Origin of the sequence: Novosphingobium sp. Gsoil 351, assembly GCF_009707465.1 — a bacterium.
Taxonomy (GTDB): Bacteria; Pseudomonadota; Alphaproteobacteria; order Sphingomonadales; family Sphingomonadaceae; genus Novosphingobium.
Genome location: NZ_CP046120.1, coordinates 3,716,394 through 3,733,731 on the forward strand (window position 1 = coordinate 3,716,394; position 17,338 = coordinate 3,733,731).

A 17,338-nucleotide genomic window follows, 5' to 3' on the forward strand; every position below is an offset into this window, starting at 1 on the left:
GCCGCTGAAGGCCAGCCGGACACCCGAGGCCATCGCCCTTTGGAACAGGGCCGTTCCGGCGGCTGGGACGCACGCTCAGTCGTATCTGGCGCTCCGGGGCATCCAACCCCCGTTCCCCCCTGACATCCGCTTCCCTGACTCTTCCCTGCGACAATCTGGGGCCGTTGCCCTGCCTGGTTGCGGCGGTGCGCGACGTCGCGGGCGATCTGACCGGAATCCAGCGTATCTGGCTGGCGGACGATGGGGAGGGCAAGGCGAACGTGGCCAAGCCCAAACGTTCGCTGGGCAGCGTGAAGGGCGGAGCGATAAGGCTGGGCGATCTGGACGCCAGCGGTATCGTGACAGTGTGCGAAGGCCCCGAGGATGGGCTGTCGCTGCTGGAGATGGTGGGCGGACCGGTATGGGTCGGGGCGGGGGCGACGTTTCTGCCCGCAATGCAGTTTCCCATCGGTGTGCGTAGTGTTGTGATCGCGGCGGACAACGACGGCGCTGGCGAGCGTTCGGCGCGCGAAGCGGCGTTGGCGTTTGCTCACCGTGGCCTGTCGGTTCGCATCATCAGGCCTCTGCCAGCCTTCAAGGACTTCAACGATGAATTGCGGGGAGCGGCATGAGCGTGCGGCGCAAAATCGACCCGGCGCGGCTGGCGGATGCCGAAACCGTCACCCCCGCAGACATCATCGGCCAGCCGCAACCGCTGGTTCGGGCGATCCCCGGAGGGTTGCCGTATCCTGTCGTCGCGCTGGGACCGCTGCGCGGGGCCGTGGAGGCGGTGCAGGGCATGACCCAAGCCCCGGTCGCGATCCCCGCGCAATCGGCCTTGGCGATAGCCGCGCTGGCCTTGCAGGGGTTTGCCGATGTCGAGACGCTGGGCGGGCCTCGACCGCTCTCGCTCTATTGCCTGACCATCGCGGCATCGGGCGAACGCAAAAGCAGTTGCGACGCCCCGTTGATGCGGGAGCTTCGCGCTTTCGAACGGGAACAAGCGGCGGCACATGGCGATGCCCGAAAGGCGTGGGATGTCGAACGCGCAATCTGGAAAGCTCGGCACGAAAAGGTGCTGGGCGAGGTCAAGAAAGGCAAGGCCGACAAGGCCAACCTGGCCGCGCTGGGAGCCGAGCCGTCGCCGCCAGCCATGCCAGACCGGCTGGTATCGGAGCCGACTTACGAAGGGCTGACCAAGCTGTTTCACTTAGGCCAGCCGACCTTGGGGCTGTTCTCCGATGAAGGCGGGCAATTCCTGGGCGGCTTCGCGATGTCGCAGGATAATCGGCAAAAGACGTTGGCGGCGCTGAACAGCCTATGGATGGGCGACCCGATCAAACGGACCCGGCAAGGTGATGGCGCATTCACGCTCTACGGGCGGCGGCTGAGCCTGCACCTCATGGTCCAGCCGATGGTCGCCCATGCTTTGCTGGCCGATCCGCTGGCAGCGGACACCGGTTTTCTGCCGCGCTGCTTGATTTGCCAACCGGCATCCACCATTGGCACCCGCCTGCATGATGCCAGGAAGTTGAACGGAGCGCCGCTGGAAGCCTTTGCCGAGCGGCTGGCGGAAATCCTGCACACTGGCATGGCGATGGACCCCGACACCCGAGAACTGAAGCCGCGCGCCGTGCTACTGTCGAGCGAGGCGAAAGCGCAGTTGGTCGCGTTCAGCGACTTGGTCGAGCGGGCGCAAGTACCCGGCGGCGATTACGAGCCGATCCGGGGCCATGCCAGCAAGGCGGCGGAACAGGCGGCGCGAATTGCTGGCGTGCTGACGCTGTGGGTCGATCTCGGCGCGCAACAGGTGTCGGGCGAGGCGATGGCCAACGGCATCGCGCTGGCGCAATTCTACCTGTCTGAAGCCGCGCGACTGGCAGGGGCGGCGACGGTATCGGTCGAGGTCGGCAAGGCCGAGGCGCTGCGCCAATGGATGCTGTCTGCCTCGTGGGGCAAGTCGTGGCTCACCGTGCGCGACGTGGTCCGGCTGGGACCGAACATGCTGCGCGAGAGCCCTGAGGCCAAAAGGGCGGTGCTGTTGCTGGCCGAGCACGGTTGGCTGCTACCCCTGCCGCCGGGCACAGTCATTGAGGAACAGGCGCGAAAGCAGGCCTGGCGGATCTGCACATGACCCCTGCGACACTTGCGACATTGCGACATTTCCCACGTCGAGCGGAGCGGCCTTTGTCGCGATTGTCGCGGTTGTCGCAGGGGGTGGGGCGAAAACACAAATTTGGAAAAAGGATCGATCGGCATGACCAAAAGCAAATCAAAGCAGACTGGCACCACCTCGAAAGGGGCGGTTGTAGAATGCAAACCGGGTGAATCCGAAGGTCGGAGCATGGCGGGCGCAATGGTCGATCCGTTCTTCCGCCACGGCGTCGTCGCCAAGGGGCTGGCGGACAAGATGGCGGGTAAGCTGCCCGGCGAACCCGACTTTGGAGACTACGGTGAAAGCCTGAAGGCCAAAGCGAATGCAGCCGCCAATGGCGAACTGAAGATGGCGAGCGAATTGCTGACCGTGCAGGCATTTTCATTGGATGCAATGTTCACCGAACTGAGCCGCCGGGCTACCCTCAACTTCGGCGACTACCCCCAAGCAGCGGACCGCTATGCCCGACTGGCCTTCAAGGCTCAGGGCAACTGCCGGGCCGTGCTGGAAGCGTTGGCCAAGCTGCACCAGCCGCGCGAACAGACGGTGCGGCATGTCCACGTCAACGAGGGCGGGCAGGCCGTCATCGCCGACGAATTCCACCACCACACCGGGGGGAGCGGAGAAAATGAAAAATTTGACGGACAATCCCATACAGCCGGATCGACTGGCGCAAGCCCCGCGTTGCCGTGCCCGGACCCGTTCGGGAACGGAGTGCCAATCGCCAGCGGTGCAGGGCAAGCGGCGATGCAGGATGCACGGCGGGACTAACCCCGGCGCTCCCAAGGGCAACCGCAACGCCTGGAAGCATGGGGCTAGGTCCGCGAGCGCGATGCACGCGGCGGCGTTCATCAGGTTGATTGGGCGACTGGTTGATGATGAAGAGGCTTAATCACGCTGCCGGGTCAAACCGGACCGGCAGAAAACGACCTATTGCTGCCGTTCCCCGCTCATTGATGCGAAGGTTTGGAATGGGGACGATTTCCGGCTGTCGGCTAACTGTTGGATTCTTACCACACTGCTGCTAAGGTCAAATCATGACTAGAAAACGCGATATTTTAGCATGGGGGCTGATTGGCCTTTTCGCTTTGGGCATCGTAGTTAACCGGCATTCTGTTCCACATTCGCTAGACACCACGATTAGCTACTTGGCCCGCTAGCAACGAGGCGACGCCACAGGAGCGGCCAGTCTAGCGCCTGGTCTTATCCAACGTGATTGCCGTTTGGCTTCTTACCAGATCGTCCAGCGCCTTCCCCAAGCGATCATCGTTGGCGTCAGTGAAATGTCCGTCTGGAAGATAGCCGTTTACGTCGTTGGGCGAGATGAACTGGTGTGAACTTATGTAGGGCACATTGCTGGCTCGCAAAGCGGGCTCGACAGCTCGGAAGAGCACGTCCGAATATCCAAGATCATTGACCAGAAAGACAATTGGGATCCTGCCCTCGGCCCTGACATCGGCTGCGAATTTGAGGATGATTGCCCGCGCAAGCTGAACAGCCTCGCTATCCTCGTTGAACTTGACGGGATCAAGAACGGCATGCTCGATTTTCTTGTGCCGGTCGGTGTTGTAAGCACGCCGAGCGAGGCGGGCCAGGGCAGAATGGTCCAACAGGTTCGACCGAAACGAGATGGAATCGAACAGCGGATCGTTTCTGGCGAAGAAATCGACGGCCCGCGACCAAGCGGCCGGGTTCGTAAGCGTTCGCTGATATTCCTCGAAGGAATCGTATGGTGGGTGAATCACTTTCAGCTCGCCATCGCGCACGACAAAACGATCTCCGGTGTACGGCATTGGATTGTCGTTGTTCCACATGGTGGGCGAGAACGACGTGATCGCAGGCAGCAGATTCGTATTGAACGTCAAGACCACCGCAACGCTGCCCTTCCTCCCATCTTTGTCCCGAAGAAAAGCTCCGTATGACCAGTTCGACGATGCGCCAGGAGCCGCCACAGAACGCCAAGTGAGGTCGTCGGTGACCCGGACAAGAGCGTGCGCAAGGCGGACGGAATGGGAACCGCCATAAATGGTCACGGCGGGTTTTCCGGCGGCCCCACTGGGTTGAGATGCGATCAGGGGCTGATACCATCCGGAAAGGGTAATCGGTGCCGTTTGCGACCTGTCCGCCCTGGTCCTGCGCTGCAGCGAGCCCTCGGCCGATCGACCATATTCGAAGAACGATTGCAGGCGCGACGGCATGGTCTTCGGATCGTCAGGGTACGGAAAAGCCAAACCGATGAAAGTGTCGATCGCAGCAAGGCCCACGCTCGCCCATGCGATAATTCCCAGCAGCGGCCGGAACGTCCACCTGGCGCGGCGCGCGTGTTCAAGATCAGAACTGGAAATAGATAAACTGTGCTGGCTCACGGGACATCTCAACAATCATGGCTGTGATCGAGGCGGCGAGAACCAAGCCGCAGGCGGCCAGTCCGATTGCATTAGGTTGCCATTTGATGAAGCGAGTCCCTTCCGGGAGGGCGACATTCTTCCATTGGTTCCAATTCACCGAAGGGCGATAGGCCCTTAGGATCTGCTGCGTGTTGGGCAGAAATAGGATGATGAACCACCCCACGGCGACGAACATCAGCAATTCAGGGCGGTAGGGGGCGACGGACGCGGGATCGATGTCGAAGCCGAGCAGCGTTCCGTAATAGGCCAATGCGCCCGACACGGTTTCCGAGCGGAACATGACATTGGCTGCGAGGACGCACAGGAGGGTGAGCAAGTGATAGAGAAGACGCTCGCCCCTTGCAGGCTCGTGCGCACCCTTCAGACCCAGCCGCTTCCGCCTACGCTTCCTCGCATTGCGCCAAATCTCGTTGATCGAAACGTAGCTGGCATGGAGAATCCCGAACAACACATAATTCCAGCTCGCCCCATGCCAGATTCCGATGACGACGAAGGTTAGGAAAACCGGGAGCACGACTGAGGCGAAAAAGGTGCCTTGGGAGCCGAAGCGCCGTCTGACGGCGGCGCGGGTCAGCTTGAGCGACAGGGCTGGCAGGAAATAGCGAACCATGAACCGGTTGAGGGTCATGTGCCAACGCCGCCAATATTCGATGATGCTGTTGGCGCGGAGCGGCGAATGGAAGTTCAGGGGAAGTCGGATACCGAACATCCTCGCCGAACCGATCGCCATGTCGGAGTAACCCGAGAAGTCGAAGTAAAGCTGGACGGTGTAAGACAGCACGGCAATCCAAGCCGCCAGGACGCCAGGATTGCCCCCGTCCGCGACCATATCGAACACCGGGTCGCAGGCATATCCGGCGTTGTCGGCCAAGACCGTCTTCTTGAAGAGGCCAATGGCGAAAATGACCAATCCCACCGTCAAATTGCTCGCCGTCCGAGATCCCAGGTGGGAGCTATCGAATTGGGGCTTCGTCTCCCCGTATAGGATGATCGGCCCTGAAATCAGCTGCGGGAAGAAAACGGACACCGCGGCGAAATCGACGAACCGCCCGCGCGCGACCTCCCCGCGCGAGCAATCGATCAGATAGGATATGCGTTGGAAGGTAAAGAATGAGATGCCAAGGGGAAGAACTATATTGAGTGCCTGAATCTTGGCGTCGGCGACAACATTCACATTCTCGATCAGGAAGTTGGTATATTTAAAATAGACGAGCAACGCGAGATTGCCCAAAACTCCCACGTTTCGCAGAAGTGCGATCCGACTTAAGTCTTCTGCACCATAAGCCCGTATGATCGCACGCCCCAGCACATAGTTTACGACCACCGATCCGATCAAAAGAGGCAGGAACTTCGCGCTCATCCAACTGTAGAAATACAGCGAAGCCGCTATAACGAAGATTTTTGCGGCGTCGCGGCTGACCTTTGCGAGCAGGTAAAACGCGATCAGCGACAGCGGCAGGAATGCAAAAAGATAGGGAGCGGAGTTGAATAGCATCGCGGGCCTATTTTCGCTATCTGATCAAGCGGTCTGGTTGTCGTCGATCTTCATGGGAAGCTCGGGCGCCGCATAGCTTTCCAACGCAAGTTCCCAGATCGTCGCGCCGTCGGGGCAACTTTCGACCAGTGAAAATCCGAGACGTTCATAGAGGCCAGCGACCATCTGGTTTTTAGCCGTCGGGAGGTATGTGCCAACCAGCTTCGGCACCCCCTCCGCCAGCGCAGCAGCGGCAACATGCGCAAGCACTGCTTCCTCGACGCGGCGGCCCAGCACCCGACAGCTCATCAGCCACAAATCATTAGACCATTGCGATGTGCTTTTGTCGAAGGAAACGACGCTGATCATTCCGTTGTCGCCGAACTTGTCAGCGAGGCGGACCTGCATCGTAAATTTGTCGGCCGCATTTTCCATGCCGGCGATTTCTGCTTCGGTGTAACGTCGTGTCGTCAGATTGAATTGGTTCGACTTGTTGATGAGTTGGGCCACGCGCGCCCGCCCGATCGAATCGAATGGCCTGATCGTGCAGACCATGTCGAGGGATCGAAGATAGCCTTCCAGATCGGTCGACGAGGCGAGCATCGAAGTGCGCTCGGCGTTGGCTTTGTAATACTCGGCACGCTTGCGATCCTCCAGCGAGATCGCAATTGCATCGAAATAACCGGCCAACGCGAGGATGGTGGCGTATTGGGCGGGATCGTCGGTCAGTTCCGGGACCGCGACGAACGGCAATTCCCGCCGGATCAGCTCGCGTTCAAAGGGGTTATCGTCAAGGAACACCAGCGCGTCGATGCCGATATTCAGGCTCTGGGCGATATGCCTGATGTTGGTCGCCTTGTCCTGCCAATTGGCCTGGAACACCGAGATATGCTCTTTCCTCAGCAGCATGTCGGGATGCTCGCTGAACGGCCGCCAAGCCACCGCTTCGTCGTTCTTTGAACTGATCGCGATCACGATCCCGCGAGCACGAAGGTCCAGCGCTGCACGTTGCACCGAGAGGAATGCCTCGCCTTCGGCCGAACCCTGGCCGATCACAATGCCATCCAGCCCGTCATCGCCGATGACGCCGCCCCAGACGGTGTTGTCGAGGTCGAGAACGAGGCACTTGCGGGTCTTCCCCCTGATCGCGGCGACCGTCCGCGCGATGAGGTCCGTAAGCAGAGGAATGAACTGAGGAGCGACGGGCAACTTCGCCGAATGCCAATGGACCGGATCGAGCCACCGTGCCGTGCCGACCGCAGCCGCGAACCGCGCTGCGTCGACGAGTACAACGTCACTCTCACTGACCCACTCGACAATGCTGCGATTGAGCGCTTGCACCATTGCATACGGGCTCGAGGCCTCGGTGGCGTCGAGGCTGCCAAAGAGCGGCTCGACAGGCGGAACTAGCGTCTGCACCAGAATTGGCCCGGTCAGGGATGGCCGCAGACTTTCCGCGACAGCCTTGATGTAGGCGAGGGCGTGTTCGACCTGCGCGTGGGCTGTGTCGGCATCGCTTGCGGCAGTGTTCAAATGAAGATCGCGGTAATCGAACGCTAGGAATGCACTGTCGAGACCGGAAGACCGAAGCTGGCTGGTCGGGTCCATCGCTTGTTCGAGAGACCGTCCATATTCCGCTTCCACGACATCGATGAGCACGAAGTGGCGTAGGCCTGAACCCGGGATCGCCGTCCCGATCAAACTCAGCGTGCCGCTTCCGATCAGGCCAAGCTTGAACCGCGCGAGCACGCCGCCCGCATCGCTTTGGCTGCGTCTTGCCGCGAGTTTGCCGAGACGTCCGAGCTGGTTGAGGTCGAGCGCATGATTGGCAAGGTCGATTAGCTCAGCGTCCGCCTCCGCATCGATGCCTCCTGTCCGACTATCGAGTTGTTTGCAACGTTGCCTGAAATCTCCGGGGGCGCGGCGCAGCCATCCTAGGTCCGCAAGTAAATCCATGTCCTGCCCTAATCAGCTCGGAGACTTCGAGTTGAGAGCCTTGAGCAGGTCACCTACGTTATGCAGGCTCTCTACCTCGCGGCTGGTAAAGCGGACATTAAATCGCTGTTCGACTGTGACCATGAAACGGATGTGGTTGAGACTGTCCCAACCTTCGACATCGCGGGCGGTCGTTTCCTCGGTGATTTCCGCAACTTCATCATCGAAGACATCACGCACGATTTCACCGAGTTGCTCGATAGTGACTACTGGCACAGCGATACCCCCATTCGATTCGCGCCTGACTAGTCTCGACACTCACTCTTGGAAACCTCTCACAGCCAGGCGAGCCTAAGCGGTTGAGGTTTCGACAGGAACGATAGGGTTCGTACAAGCTCTCGCTACGGTAATTCGTCGTAGGTAGGGGATCGCCTCCGCATCTGAGCTTGGAGGGAGGCCATATCGGCCCTTGGGGGGCGCCCACCCCCTCAGGTTTTTTCCGCAGCGATGCGCCGAACAATCACATCGTTCACGTCCTCGTTCCACCCATTGTGGTCATAGCCAACCAAAGGGGCTTGTTTGCCGCTTGCCAAATCGTTCCTGCTACGTTCTCAAGGCCGGATGGCCGAGCGTTTCCCTCCACCGTGGACCATGAAAGGGAACGCGAACTGCTATTGGATAGTGGCCGCGAATGGGGTGCGGGTAGCCTACGTCTACTTTAGCGACGACCGGAGCGGCCACAGCCAGTTGCACCTTGTTTCCCGTGACAGTGCGCGCCGCCTCGCGAACAACATCGCCAAGCTTCCTGAATTGGTCCGGCTACGCAATCAACGTTAGGGCAAGCGGCTGGTTTTTCGGGGAGCGTTTATGGGAACGACACCCGATTGCTTGAAAAAGTTTCAATAAATCAGATTTGGGTGGCGGAGACGGAGGGATTCGAACCCTCGGTACCGGATTTACCAGTACGACGGTTTAGCAAACCGTTGGTTTCAGCCACTCACCCACGTCTCCGGATCGCAGCGGCGAGGGCGCGCTATAGCGAGGGGCGGGGGGTCGGCAAGCGCCCTCGGCGGTCCCCGCGCGCAGCGGTTTGGAATCGGTTCACCGCAAAACGGACTCGGATCATCGCCGGTTCATTGCGAGGGGGGCAGGCATCGATTCTCTTGACGGATGGGTGCGCTCGGCGGGGATCGCCGGGTGCCACACAGGGACGGGAATCGTATTATGGGGATTTCGAGAACGGCACGCGGATTGCTGCTCGCGGGCGTGGTGGCGCTGACCTTGAGTTCCGCCGGATCGGCGCAATCGCTCCAGCCCATCGACCCGAACCAAGGCCTGAACAGCGACATCGCGGCCCCCGCGCAGTCCGCGGCCGCGGCGCCGGGCGCCGACTATGCAACGCCGGTCGGCAGCGAGGCGGGAACAATTCCCGCATTGCCTGCCGAGTCGCCGCCGTCGTCGCCCGCCTCGCCTGCGTCCCCCGCAACGCAGGTTCAGGGCGCGACCTATCACAAGGACGACGTCATCGGCGCCGCCGAGGGGGTTTTCGGCAAGGGCGCCGAGGGCCTAGCGCGGATGATAGAGGACCTGCTCAAGAAGCAGGGCGAGCCCAACGGCTATATTGTCGGGCGCGAGGCGGGCGGCGCGTTCGTAGTCGGCCTGCGTTACGGCTCGGGGACACTATATCACAAAGTCGAGGGCCAAAAGCCGGTCTACTGGACCGGGCCGTCGGTCGGGTTCGACGCAGGAGCCAATGCGGGCAAGACTTTCGTGCTGGTTTACAACCTCTACGACAGCCAGGACCTTTACAAGCGGTTCCCGGCGGGCGAGGGGCAAGCGTATGTCGTCGGCGGGCTCAACGCCAGTTACATGCGCCAGGGCGACGTAGTCCTGATCCCGATCCGCATGGGAGTTGGCCTGCGGCTTGGAGTCAACGCAGGCTACATGAAGTTCAGCAAAACCGCCAAGTGGATGCCATTCTAACGACCGTCACAGCGGACGGTATCGTTCGCTAGGGTCGCAAGGTGCGTCGGACGGGTTCGCGTGGCGGATAACCTTTCGCAATATACAACCACCCGGTTGTCGCGGCGCGGTATGGGGGCTATGCGCGCGCCGCCATGCTCGACACCCTGACCCAGCAACCGCCCGACGCGCTGCTCGCGCTGATCAAGCTCCACAACGCCGATCCGCGGACCGACAAGATCGATCTGGGCGTCGGAGTCTATCGCACCGGGCAGGGCGACACCCCGGTGTTCGCCGCGATCAAGGCGGCCGAGGCGCGGCTGCTCGAGACGCAGGACACCAAGGCCTACCTTGGGCCAGAGGGCGACATGGGCTTCGTCCATGCGCTGATGCCCTACATTTTCGGTGGTGACGATCCGACACTCGGTGGCCGGATTGAGGGGATGCAGACCCCTGGCGGTACCGGCGGGGTGCGGCTGGCGCTGGGTTTGGCCAAGAAGGCGGGCGTCGGCAGAGTATGGATGGGCACGCCGAGCTGGCCCAACCACGCACAGATTCTCGCCGATCTGGGCCTCGAACTGAAGCCATTCGCGCACTCCGGGTCCGATGGCGCGGTCGATATGGATGGTCTGCGTGGCGCCATTGTGGCAGCCGAGCCGGGCGATGCAATCCTGCTCCACGGTTGCTGCCACAACCCGACCGGGATCGACTATATCCCCGCGCAATGGGACGAGATCGCTGGGCTGCTGGCCGACAAGGCGCTGCTCCCGGTGCTCGACCTCGCCTACCAAGGTCTCGGCCACGGGATGGACGAGGATGCCTATGGCGTTCGCCGGGTGTTGACCGCGGTGCCCGAGGCGCTGGTCGCCTACAGCTGCGACAAGAATTTCGGGCTGTATCGAGACCGGGTTGGCGCATTCTATATCATGACCGCGGCGGACGGGCAGATGAGCGCTGCGCTCTCGAATGGTCACGCGCTGGCCCGCGCCAACTGGTCGATGCCGCCTGATCACGGCGCCGCCGCGGTGCGGATGGTACTGGAAGACACCGCGATGACCGAGCAGTGGCAGGACGAACTCGACACGATGCGCGCCCGGATGCGCCAGGTGCGCGCGCGGTTGGCCGAATCCGGCATCGTCGGCGGGATCGACTTGCGTCCGGTAGGGAGCCAGAACGGGCTGTTTTCGGTGCTCAAGCTCAACGCCGAGCAGATCATGCGGCTGAGGACCGATCACGGCATCTACATGGCCGGATCGGGCCGGATCAACATCGCCGGACTGACCATGGGCAACATCGACGCGTTCGTCGTCGCACTGGCGGCGGTAACCGCTTAGTATGGACCGGCAGCCGACGCTCGAAGGGGAGCGGCTGCTGCTTAGGCCGTTGCGTGCGGACGATTGGGAGGCGCTGTTCGCAGTCGCGTCGGACCCGCTGGTGTGGGAAGTACACCCAGCGCGTGATCGCTGGAAGGAGCCGACATTCCGCGCGTTCTTCGCTGACGCGCTGGCCAAGGGCGGGGCGCTAGTGGTGATCGACAAGACGAGTGGCGCGATCATCGGCTCCTCGCGGTTTCAGAGCCACAATGAGGAGCAAGGCGGATCGGTCGAGATCGGCTGGACGTTCCTGGCGCGCGCGTACTGGGGCGGTGACTATAACCGCGAGATGAAGCGGCTGATGCTGGCGCACGCGCTCGCGGCGGTCGAGCGGGTCCATTTCATCGTCGGCGAAGACAACATCCGCTCACGCCAGGCGATGACCAAGATCGGCGGCGTGCTCGACGACTGGACCGAAACCCGCGAAATGGCCGGCGGCCCGGTGCGGCACGTGCGGTTTACGATCGATCGGGCCGCGTTCGCGGACGGGCCACTCAACGTCCGCCACACCGACTGACTTCCACGTCCGCTCATGTCGAGCGAAGTCGAGACACGTGAAGTCGGCGCGTGATGTCTCGACTTCGCTCGACATGAGCGGCGCTGGGAGAAGTGACTGGCGTCAAACCGCCCGCAAGCTCTCCATGCGCTTTAAATAGCGTGCCAGCACGTCGATCTCGAGGTTGACCTTGCTCCCTTTGGTCAGCCCGCCGAGTGTGGTGACTTCGCCGGTGTGCGGGATCAGGTTGAGCGCGAAATGGCAGGTGCCGTCCGCTTGGTCGGCCACTTCGTTGACCGTCAGCGATACCCCGTCGACGGTGATCGAGCCCTTGGCGGCGAGATAGGGCGCAAGCTCGGCGGGGGCGGAAATGCCGACTTTGATCGAGTCGCCCGCCGGGCAGGTGCCGAACACTTCGCCGACGCCGTCGACGTGGCCGGTGACGATGTGCCCGCCCAGCTCGTCGCCCAGCCTGAGCGCCTGTTCAAGGTTGAGCCTGGCCCCCGCGTGCCAGCGCGGCGCTGTGCGGGACACGCTCTCGTCCGAGACATCGACCGCGAACCAAGCGTCTCCGGCCGTGCCGCCGCGGTCGACCACGGTTAGGCACACGCCCGAGCAGGCGATCGAAGCGCCGATCGCGATCTGCGCGGGATCGTAGGGGCAAGCGACCGTCAGGCGCAGGTCGCCGCGCTGCTCGACGCTGGCGACGGTGCCGATCGCGGTGACTATGCCGGTGAACATGCGCTTTCTCTTAGATGGCCAGCGGCCCCGAGCGCTCGTAGACTTCGAGCGTGTCGTTGCCAAGGCGGCGGATGTCGGTCTGCCTCCAGTCGGCTGCGTCGGCGAGCGCCGTCGCCGCCAGATCGGGCAGGGCGGGCCCGTCGCCGCCTACCACAAGCTGCGCCCGGTAGAGCATCAGCCGGTCTGCCAGCCCCGCGTCGAGGAACGCGCGCGCGGTGGCCGCGCCGCCCTCGACCATCAGCCACTGCGCATTGGTGCCGCCAATCGCGGCGGGCGAGGCTACCGCGCGCCAGCCATCCCGCGCCGAGTCACGCGTCAACAGCCAGCGTTCGGGGCTGCGATCCTCGATCCCCGGCAGACGGACGTCGAGCCGCGGCGCGTCGGCGCGCAGGGTGCCGCCGCCGACCAGGATCGCATCCATCTTCGCGCGCCAGGCGTGGACGTGGGCGCGTGCGATCTCGCCGGTCAACCATTGGCCTTGGAGGGGGGTAAGGCGGCAGTCTTCGGACAACGCGAGCTTGAGCGAGACGTGAGGGCGGCCGTGCCGGGTGCGGGTCAAGTATCCGGCGAGGCTATCGCGGCACGCCGGGGAATCGATCGTAGCGACCGCGATCCCCGCCGCCGCGATCCGCGCGAGGCCTTGCCCCTGGGTGCGGGGGTCGGGGTCGCCGCAGCCGATCACCGCCCGCGCCACACCCGCTGCCGCGACAAGGTCGGCGCAGGCCGGTCCGCGCGGGCTGTCGTGCGCGCACGGCTCGAGGGTGACGTAGAGCGTCGCGCCACGCGCGGCTTCGCCCGCCATGGCCAGCGCCACCGCTTCCGCATGGGGCCGTCCGCCCGGCTGAGTGCAGCCGCGTCCGACCACGCGGCCATCCTTGACCACGATCGCCCCTACCGCGGGATTGGGCCGGCTTAGCGGCCTGCCGCGTTCGGCCAAGCGGGCGGCGGCGGCGAGCCAGTCGCGGTCGGATTTCTGTTCGGTCACACCCCCTCAAACCGCTCTCCCCGAGCGATGTCGAGGGTTTATTCAAGCGTGATGCAATACTGCGACGGGCGCGTCCGCGCCGATGTCCCGCCCGATCCCTCGACTTCGCGCTGGATCATCGGAAAAGGAGTTGTGCCGCGCTAATCGTTGATGCGCGCCACCCGCGCCTTGGGCATGCCATTGCCCGCGGCTTTGGCCGCCGCTTCCGCTTCGCGCTCCGCCTTGGCCTCGGCCTCAATCTTATCGACGTCCATCCCCGAGACCCGGCCCAGCGTTTTGTACATCTGGCGGATGCGTTCTTGGCTGGCGGCTTCCTCAGCCTCCGCGGCGCGCGAGGCGTTGGTCGCGGCGATGTTGCCGGCGACTATCTCGGCCTCGCTGCGGTTGGGATCGAAGCTTTGCACATAGGTGATCTGCGGCGGGCGCGGCAGCCCCGCGCCCCCCTTCCTGCCACATCACCGAGAACAGCCCTATGGTGACCATCGCCGCGACCGCCATGATCTTGAAGCGGTGCGGGTGGGGCCTGGCCAATTCCCTGCTGAGATCGCCCAGCGCGGCGAGGGGGTTGATGCGGCGGAGGATGCGGTGGAACAGCGACATGGCGCCAAGATAGGGGCTGGCGGCTGTGCGCGCCAGATGCCGTGTCAGCCGAACGGGGCGTAGAGGTTGCGGCCTTCGCGCTTGAGCCAGCGGTTGGCGGCAGGCAGGTCGCCGTCGTAGATCGCGTCGAGAAATGCGTGGAAACCAGATCCATGGTCGAAATGGACCAAGTGAGCGACCTCGTGCGCGACGACCGAGCGGCGGACGAAATCGGGGGCCATGACCAACCGCCAGTTGAGCCTGACCACTCCCCCACTGGTGCAACTCCCCCAGCGCCGCCGGGCGCGGGAGAGCAGCACGCGCGGGGCGGCGACATCCGCGGCGGCCGCGAACGCGGCGACGTCTTCGCCGAACAGCCGCAGCGCCTCCGCCTCGAGCCACCGCTGCAAGCGTCGCTGGAGCGACTCTTGCGGGCCTCCGAGCAGGATCGCGCCGTCATCGAGCACCGGACGGCGCGGCGCCCCGGACGACCAGGCGACGGTCAGGCGCTCACCCCGATAGGCCAGGGCTTCGCCCACCTCCGGCGCGGTTCGCGGAGGAACAGCGGCAAGCTGGCGCGCGAGCCAGTCGCTGCGCTCGCGAGCGAAAGCGAGTGCCTCGCCGCTGCGGCCCCACGGCGGCATCGTGATCCGCGCCTCGCTGCCGTCGGGGGCGATCCGCAGCGTCATCCGCCGCGCGGTGCGCAAGGTGCGGATTTTCACCGGCAGTTCGCGCCCGGCGATAGTCAGACTGCGCCGTTCGGAAGGGGCAACAGGGCGCGGCTTGCCCCCGCGGCGCAGCCAATCGATCATCCGACCGGCTCGGTCGATACGATGTGGTCTTCGAGCGGCCCGGCCACCACTTCGCTCACCGCGCGGCCGCGCACGGAAATGCCTTCGCGGTGAACCGCCTCGCGATCCCCACATTCAAGGTAATGCCACGCTGGCAGCGGCTGGTCCTCCGCGCGCAGGCGATAGGCGCAAGTCTTAGGCAGCCAAGGCACCTCTAGCACCAGCCGCGGGGTCAGGCGCAGGCAATCCGGGACTTGCGCCTTGCGGTGGCGGTAGTCGGAACAGCCGCCTGTCTTGAGATCGAGCAGGCGGCAAGCGACGTTGGTGCGATAGATCGCGCCCGTGTCCTCGTCCTCCAGCTTGTGCAGGCAACACTGGCCGCAGCCGTCGCACAGCGCTTCCCACTGGGCGCGGGTCAGGCGGTCGAGCGGCTTGTCCCAGAAGCGCGGTTCCTTCATTTCGTCCATTTGGCGATGCTTTCGGCGACGGCGTCCGGGGTCTGATCGATCGGCAACAGCGCCAGTGGCTTGCCCTGCGGGTCCATCAGGTAGGCGACGCGCGAATGATCCATCAGGTAGCCGCCGTCTTTGGTCGGTTCGCCCTTGCTGTAGAACGCCTTGAACATCTTCGCGGCCTCGGCGACCTGCGTCTCACTGCCGGTCAGGCCGATCAGCTGGGGCGAGAACGCCGCGGCGAATTCGCCCACCGCCGCCGGGGTGTCGCGGGCCGGATCGATGCTGACGAACAGCGGCTGGACTCGTGCCGCGACCTCGGGCTCGGCCTTGGCGAATTTGGCGTAGCCCTGCATCAGCTTCTGCACGTCCAGCGGGCAGGCGTCGGGGCAAAAAGTGTAGCCGAAATACACGATCCGGTATTTGCCCGCGAAATCGTGAAAGCGGACCGGCTTGGCGGCCTTGTCGACCAGCGCGAAGTCGCCGCCGATTGCCGCGCCTTCGAGAGGCGGTGGCTCGGATTGGCCGGGGGAGCAGGCGGCGAGGGCGCAGAGCAGCGCAGCGGCAAGGGCGGCAAGGGGGCGAAGCATGGCGCGGCGGTTCATGCTCTGCTAACGGCGGCTGGGCAAGGGACGACTCCCTTTGCGGCTGGGCATTTTCAGGAGGTTGGGGTGCAATTGCGGTGGCGAATCGCGGCTTTGGCGCTGGCATTCGGGGGCTTTTCGCTCGCGCTTCCCGCGCACGCGCAATTTTCGACGGGCTACAAGTTCCTGGAGGCAGTGCGCAAGAAAGATGGCCAGGAAGTCACTGACATGCTCGCCACCCCTGGCAGCACCCTGGTCAACACCAAGGACATTTCGACTGGAGACAGCGCGTTGCACATCGTTGTGGCGCGCCGCGACCTGACTTGGGTGCAGTTCCTCGCGGCCAAGGGCGCTAACGTCAATGCGCGTAACAACAAGGGGGAAACCCCCCTTCAGCTCGCCAGTAACCTGGGGTTTTCCGAAGGCGTAGAGTTGTTGCTCAAGCTTGGCGCGCGTGTGGATGAACCCAACAGCACCGGCGAAACGCCGCTGATCGCGGCAACCCATCGCCGCGACGGGGCTCTGGCGCGGGTGTTGCTGAAGGCAGGGGCGAGCCCCTCGCGCAACGACAACTCCGGGCGCTCGGCGCTCGATTATGCCACGCTCGACGGCCGTAGCAATCCGGTGCTGGCGGAGATCGAGAACGCCGCCAAGGCCGCTGCTGGCAAGCCCAAGGGGTCTGCTTACGGACCGAAATTCTAGCGTGGCGATTTCAGCCGATCTCACGCTCGACGAATTGCGGATAGCTCTGGCTCCCGCCATCGCGGATGCCGCAGTGTTCGACGGATGGACGCCGCTGGCGGTGGCCAATGCGGCCGAGAGCGAAGGGGTCGACGCGGAAGTCGCCAAGTTCGCGTTCAAGGCCGATGGCTCATCATCGGCGATGGTGCTGATCGGGGCGTGGATCGCGGCGATCGACCGGGCGATGGCCGAAGCGCTCCCGCTCGAAACGCTGGCGCCGCTCAAGATCCGCGAGCGCATCCGCCGCCTGGTCCAGTTTCGGCTCGACGCGGTGGCGGGGCAGCAGGAAGCGCTGCGCCGCGCGCTGGCAATCATGGCGATGCCGCAGAACGCAGCGCGGGCGCTGCGGCTGGGCTGGAAGAGCGCCGACGCGATGTGGCGCCTGGCGGGCGATACCGCGACCGACTACAACCACTACACCAAGCGCATGACCCTGGGTGCGCTCTATGCTTCGACCTTGACGGTGTTCGCGCAGGACGAGAGCGAGGGGTTCGCCGACACCAAGGCGTTCCTCGATCGCCGGATCGACAACGTCATGCAGTTCGAGAAGGTAAAAGCACAGGTGCTGCGGCCCGACGCAGAACGGTTCAGCCCGGCGCGGCTGCTCGGGCGGTTGCGGTACCCTGCGCGGTGATCGTGCTTCTCCCGTAAGGGGAGAGGGGTACCTTGACTCCTTGGTCACC

Annotated in this window: 20 protein-coding genes and 1 tRNA gene; 10 read left to right on the top strand and 11 right to left on the bottom strand. The window is 63.7% G+C overall.

From position 1 onward, the window contains the following. Window positions 1–185: 185 nt before the first annotated feature. The 4 genes from GKE62_RS19285 to GKE62_RS19910 all read left to right on the top strand — a co-directional run bounded on the left by GKE62_RS19285 (window position 186) and on the right by GKE62_RS19910 (window position 3,026). Window positions 186–611 carry a toprim domain-containing protein gene (locus GKE62_RS19285; RefSeq protein ID WP_230206803.1) on the top strand — a complete coding sequence of 142 codons (426 nt, stop codon included), beginning with the start codon at window positions 186–188 and terminating at the stop codon, window positions 609–611. Next, a complete protein-coding gene (locus tag GKE62_RS17900; protein WP_154693411.1) occupies window positions 608–2,113 on the top strand; it encodes a YfjI family protein in 1,506 nt (501 codons plus the stop codon). The genes GKE62_RS19285 and GKE62_RS17900 overlap by 4 nt, the downstream gene beginning before the upstream one ends. A 222-nt stretch (window positions 2,114–2,335) precedes the next feature. After that, window positions 2,336–2,905: a hypothetical protein gene (locus tag GKE62_RS17905; protein ID WP_230206804.1), complete on the top strand. Its 570-nt coding sequence runs from the start codon at window positions 2,336–2,338 to the stop codon at window positions 2,903–2,905. Next, window positions 2,865–3,026 (top strand): hypothetical protein, encoded by a 162-nt coding sequence (locus GKE62_RS19910; protein ID WP_370516024.1) that lies wholly within the window; start codon window positions 2,865–2,867, stop codon window positions 3,024–3,026. Before GKE62_RS17905 ends, GKE62_RS19910 begins: the two co-directional genes overlap by 41 nt. Window positions 3,027–3,324: 298 nt before the next feature. Here the strand turns inward: GKE62_RS19910 and GKE62_RS17910 are convergent, their stop codons facing one another. The 4 genes from GKE62_RS17910 to GKE62_RS17925 are packed head-to-tail and all read right to left on the bottom strand — an operon-like array spanning window position 3,325 to window position 8,269. Further along, complete coding sequence (locus GKE62_RS17910) at window positions 3,325–4,500, bottom strand: hypothetical protein (protein WP_154693412.1); 1,176 nt, start codon at window positions 4,498–4,500, stop codon at window positions 3,325–3,327. Next, window positions 4,466–6,037, bottom strand: coding sequence for an MBOAT family protein (locus GKE62_RS17915; RefSeq protein ID WP_154693413.1), 1,572 nt, complete (start codon window positions 6,035–6,037; stop codon window positions 4,466–4,468). Before GKE62_RS17915 ends, GKE62_RS17910 begins: the two co-directional genes overlap by 35 nt. A gap of 24 nt (window positions 6,038–6,061) precedes the next feature. Next, window positions 6,062–7,972: an HAD family hydrolase gene (locus tag GKE62_RS17920; RefSeq protein WP_154693414.1), complete on the bottom strand. Its 1,911-nt coding sequence runs from the start codon at window positions 7,970–7,972 to the stop codon at window positions 6,062–6,064. Window positions 7,973–7,984: 12 nt separating this feature from the next. Next, the gene (locus GKE62_RS17925) at window positions 7,985–8,269 is read right to left on the bottom strand and encodes an acyl carrier protein (RefSeq protein WP_370516025.1); all 285 of its coding nucleotides are present in this window, start codon (window positions 8,267–8,269) and stop codon (window positions 7,985–7,987) included. Between the two features lie 303 nt (window positions 8,270–8,572). Here GKE62_RS17925 and GKE62_RS18635 point away from each other — a divergent pair, with 303 nt between their 5' ends. After that, window positions 8,573–8,788 carry a hypothetical protein gene (locus GKE62_RS18635; RefSeq protein ID WP_195908523.1) on the top strand — a complete coding sequence of 72 codons (216 nt, stop codon included), beginning with the start codon at window positions 8,573–8,575 and terminating at the stop codon, window positions 8,786–8,788. A gap of 81 nt (window positions 8,789–8,869) precedes the next feature. On the opposite strand, the gene GKE62_RS17930 is transcribed toward GKE62_RS18635, so the two are convergent. Continuing rightward, a tRNA-Ser gene (locus GKE62_RS17930) sits at window positions 8,870–8,962 on the bottom strand. 213 nt (window positions 8,963–9,175) lie between these two features. Here GKE62_RS17930 and GKE62_RS17935 point away from each other — a divergent pair. From GKE62_RS17935 to GKE62_RS17945, 3 genes are all read left to right on the top strand, one after another. Continuing rightward, the gene (locus tag GKE62_RS17935; protein WP_154693416.1) at window positions 9,176–9,934 is read left to right on the top strand and encodes a DUF1134 domain-containing protein; all 759 of its coding nucleotides are present in this window, start codon (window positions 9,176–9,178) and stop codon (window positions 9,932–9,934) included. A 134-nt stretch (window positions 9,935–10,068) separates the two neighbouring features. After that, entirely contained in the window at window positions 10,069–11,247 is a 1,179-nt protein-coding gene (locus tag GKE62_RS17940) for an amino acid aminotransferase (RefSeq protein WP_154693417.1), read from the top strand. 1 nt (window position 11,248) lies between these two features. Next, window positions 11,249–11,803 carry a GNAT family N-acetyltransferase gene (locus tag GKE62_RS17945; RefSeq protein WP_154693418.1) on the top strand — a complete coding sequence of 185 codons (555 nt, stop codon included), beginning with the start codon at window positions 11,249–11,251 and terminating at the stop codon, window positions 11,801–11,803. Between the two features lie 102 nt (window positions 11,804–11,905). On the opposite strand, the gene GKE62_RS17950 is transcribed toward GKE62_RS17945, so the two are convergent. From GKE62_RS17950 to GKE62_RS17975, 6 genes are all read right to left on the bottom strand, one after another. Next, window positions 11,906–12,523 carry a riboflavin synthase gene (locus GKE62_RS17950; RefSeq protein WP_154693419.1) on the bottom strand — a complete coding sequence of 206 codons (618 nt, stop codon included), beginning with the start codon at window positions 12,521–12,523 and terminating at the stop codon, window positions 11,906–11,908. A 10-nt stretch (window positions 12,524–12,533) separates the two neighbouring features. Further along, entirely contained in the window at window positions 12,534–13,508 is a 975-nt protein-coding gene (gene ribD, locus GKE62_RS17955) for a bifunctional diaminohydroxyphosphoribosylaminopyrimidine deaminase/5-amino-6-(5-phosphoribosylamino)uracil reductase RibD (protein WP_154693420.1), read from the bottom strand. Window positions 13,509–13,648: 140 nt separating this feature from the next. After that, window positions 13,649–13,912: a hypothetical protein gene (locus GKE62_RS17960; RefSeq protein ID WP_154693421.1), complete on the bottom strand. Its 264-nt coding sequence runs from the start codon at window positions 13,910–13,912 to the stop codon at window positions 13,649–13,651. 240 nt (window positions 13,913–14,152) lie between these two features. Beyond that, window positions 14,153–14,899, bottom strand: coding sequence for a M48 family metallopeptidase (locus tag GKE62_RS17965; RefSeq protein WP_154693422.1), 747 nt, complete (start codon window positions 14,897–14,899; stop codon window positions 14,153–14,155). Beyond that, window positions 14,896–15,336, bottom strand: a complete 441-nt coding sequence (locus tag GKE62_RS17970) for a YcgN family cysteine cluster protein (RefSeq protein WP_230206805.1) — start codon at window positions 15,334–15,336, stop codon at window positions 14,896–14,898. Before GKE62_RS17970 ends, GKE62_RS17965 begins: the two co-directional genes overlap by 4 nt. Further along, a complete protein-coding gene (locus GKE62_RS17975; protein WP_154693424.1) occupies window positions 15,333–15,935 on the bottom strand; it encodes an SCO family protein in 603 nt (200 codons plus the stop codon). The genes GKE62_RS17970 and GKE62_RS17975 overlap by 4 nt, the downstream gene beginning before the upstream one ends. A 93-nt stretch (window positions 15,936–16,028) precedes the next feature. On the opposite strand from GKE62_RS17975, the gene GKE62_RS17980 reads away from it, so the two are divergent. Continuing rightward, window positions 16,029–16,616, top strand: a complete 588-nt coding sequence (locus GKE62_RS17980) for an ankyrin repeat domain-containing protein (RefSeq protein ID WP_230206806.1) — start codon at window positions 16,029–16,031, stop codon at window positions 16,614–16,616. A 1-nt stretch (window position 16,617) separates the two neighbouring features. Beyond that, window positions 16,618–17,289: a COQ9 family protein gene (locus GKE62_RS17985; protein ID WP_230206807.1), complete on the top strand. Its 672-nt coding sequence runs from the start codon at window positions 16,618–16,620 to the stop codon at window positions 17,287–17,289. Window positions 17,290–17,338 lie beyond the last annotated feature (49 nt).

Bases quoted from the DNA above. Each gene is read 5' to 3' on its own strand.
- GKE62_RS17900 (WP_154693411.1), top strand. From the start codon at position 608: ATGAGCGTGCGGCGCAAAATCGACCCGGCGCGGCTGGCGGATGCCGAA.
- GKE62_RS17905 (WP_230206804.1), top strand. From the start codon at position 2,336: ATGGTCGATCCGTTCTTCCGCCACGGCGTCGTCGCCAAGGGGCTGGCG.
- GKE62_RS17915 (WP_154693413.1), bottom strand. From the start codon at position 6,037: ATGCTATTCAACTCCGCTCCCTATCTTTTTGCATTCCTGCCGCTGTCG.
- GKE62_RS17920 (WP_154693414.1), bottom strand. From the start codon at position 7,972: ATGGATTTACTTGCGGACCTAGGATGGCTGCGCCGCGCCCCCGGAGAT.
- GKE62_RS18635 (WP_195908523.1), top strand. From the start codon at position 8,573: ATGGCCGAGCGTTTCCCTCCACCGTGGACCATGAAAGGGAACGCGAAC.
- GKE62_RS17935 (WP_154693416.1), top strand. From the start codon at position 9,176: ATGGGGATTTCGAGAACGGCACGCGGATTGCTGCTCGCGGGCGTGGTG.
- GKE62_RS17940 (WP_154693417.1), top strand. From the start codon at position 10,069: ATGCTCGACACCCTGACCCAGCAACCGCCCGACGCGCTGCTCGCGCTG.
- GKE62_RS17945 (WP_154693418.1), top strand. From the start codon at position 11,249: ATGGACCGGCAGCCGACGCTCGAAGGGGAGCGGCTGCTGCTTAGGCCG.
- GKE62_RS17950 (WP_154693419.1), bottom strand. From the start codon at position 12,523: ATGTTCACCGGCATAGTCACCGCGATCGGCACCGTCGCCAGCGTCGAG.
- GKE62_RS17965 (WP_154693422.1), bottom strand. From the start codon at position 14,899: ATGATCGATTGGCTGCGCCGCGGGGGCAAGCCGCGCCCTGTTGCCCCT.
- GKE62_RS17970 (WP_230206805.1), bottom strand. From the start codon at position 15,336: ATGAAGGAACCGCGCTTCTGGGACAAGCCGCTCGACCGCCTGACCCGC.
- GKE62_RS17975 (WP_154693424.1), bottom strand. From the start codon at position 15,935: ATGAACCGCCGCGCCATGCTTCGCCCCCTTGCCGCCCTTGCCGCTGCG.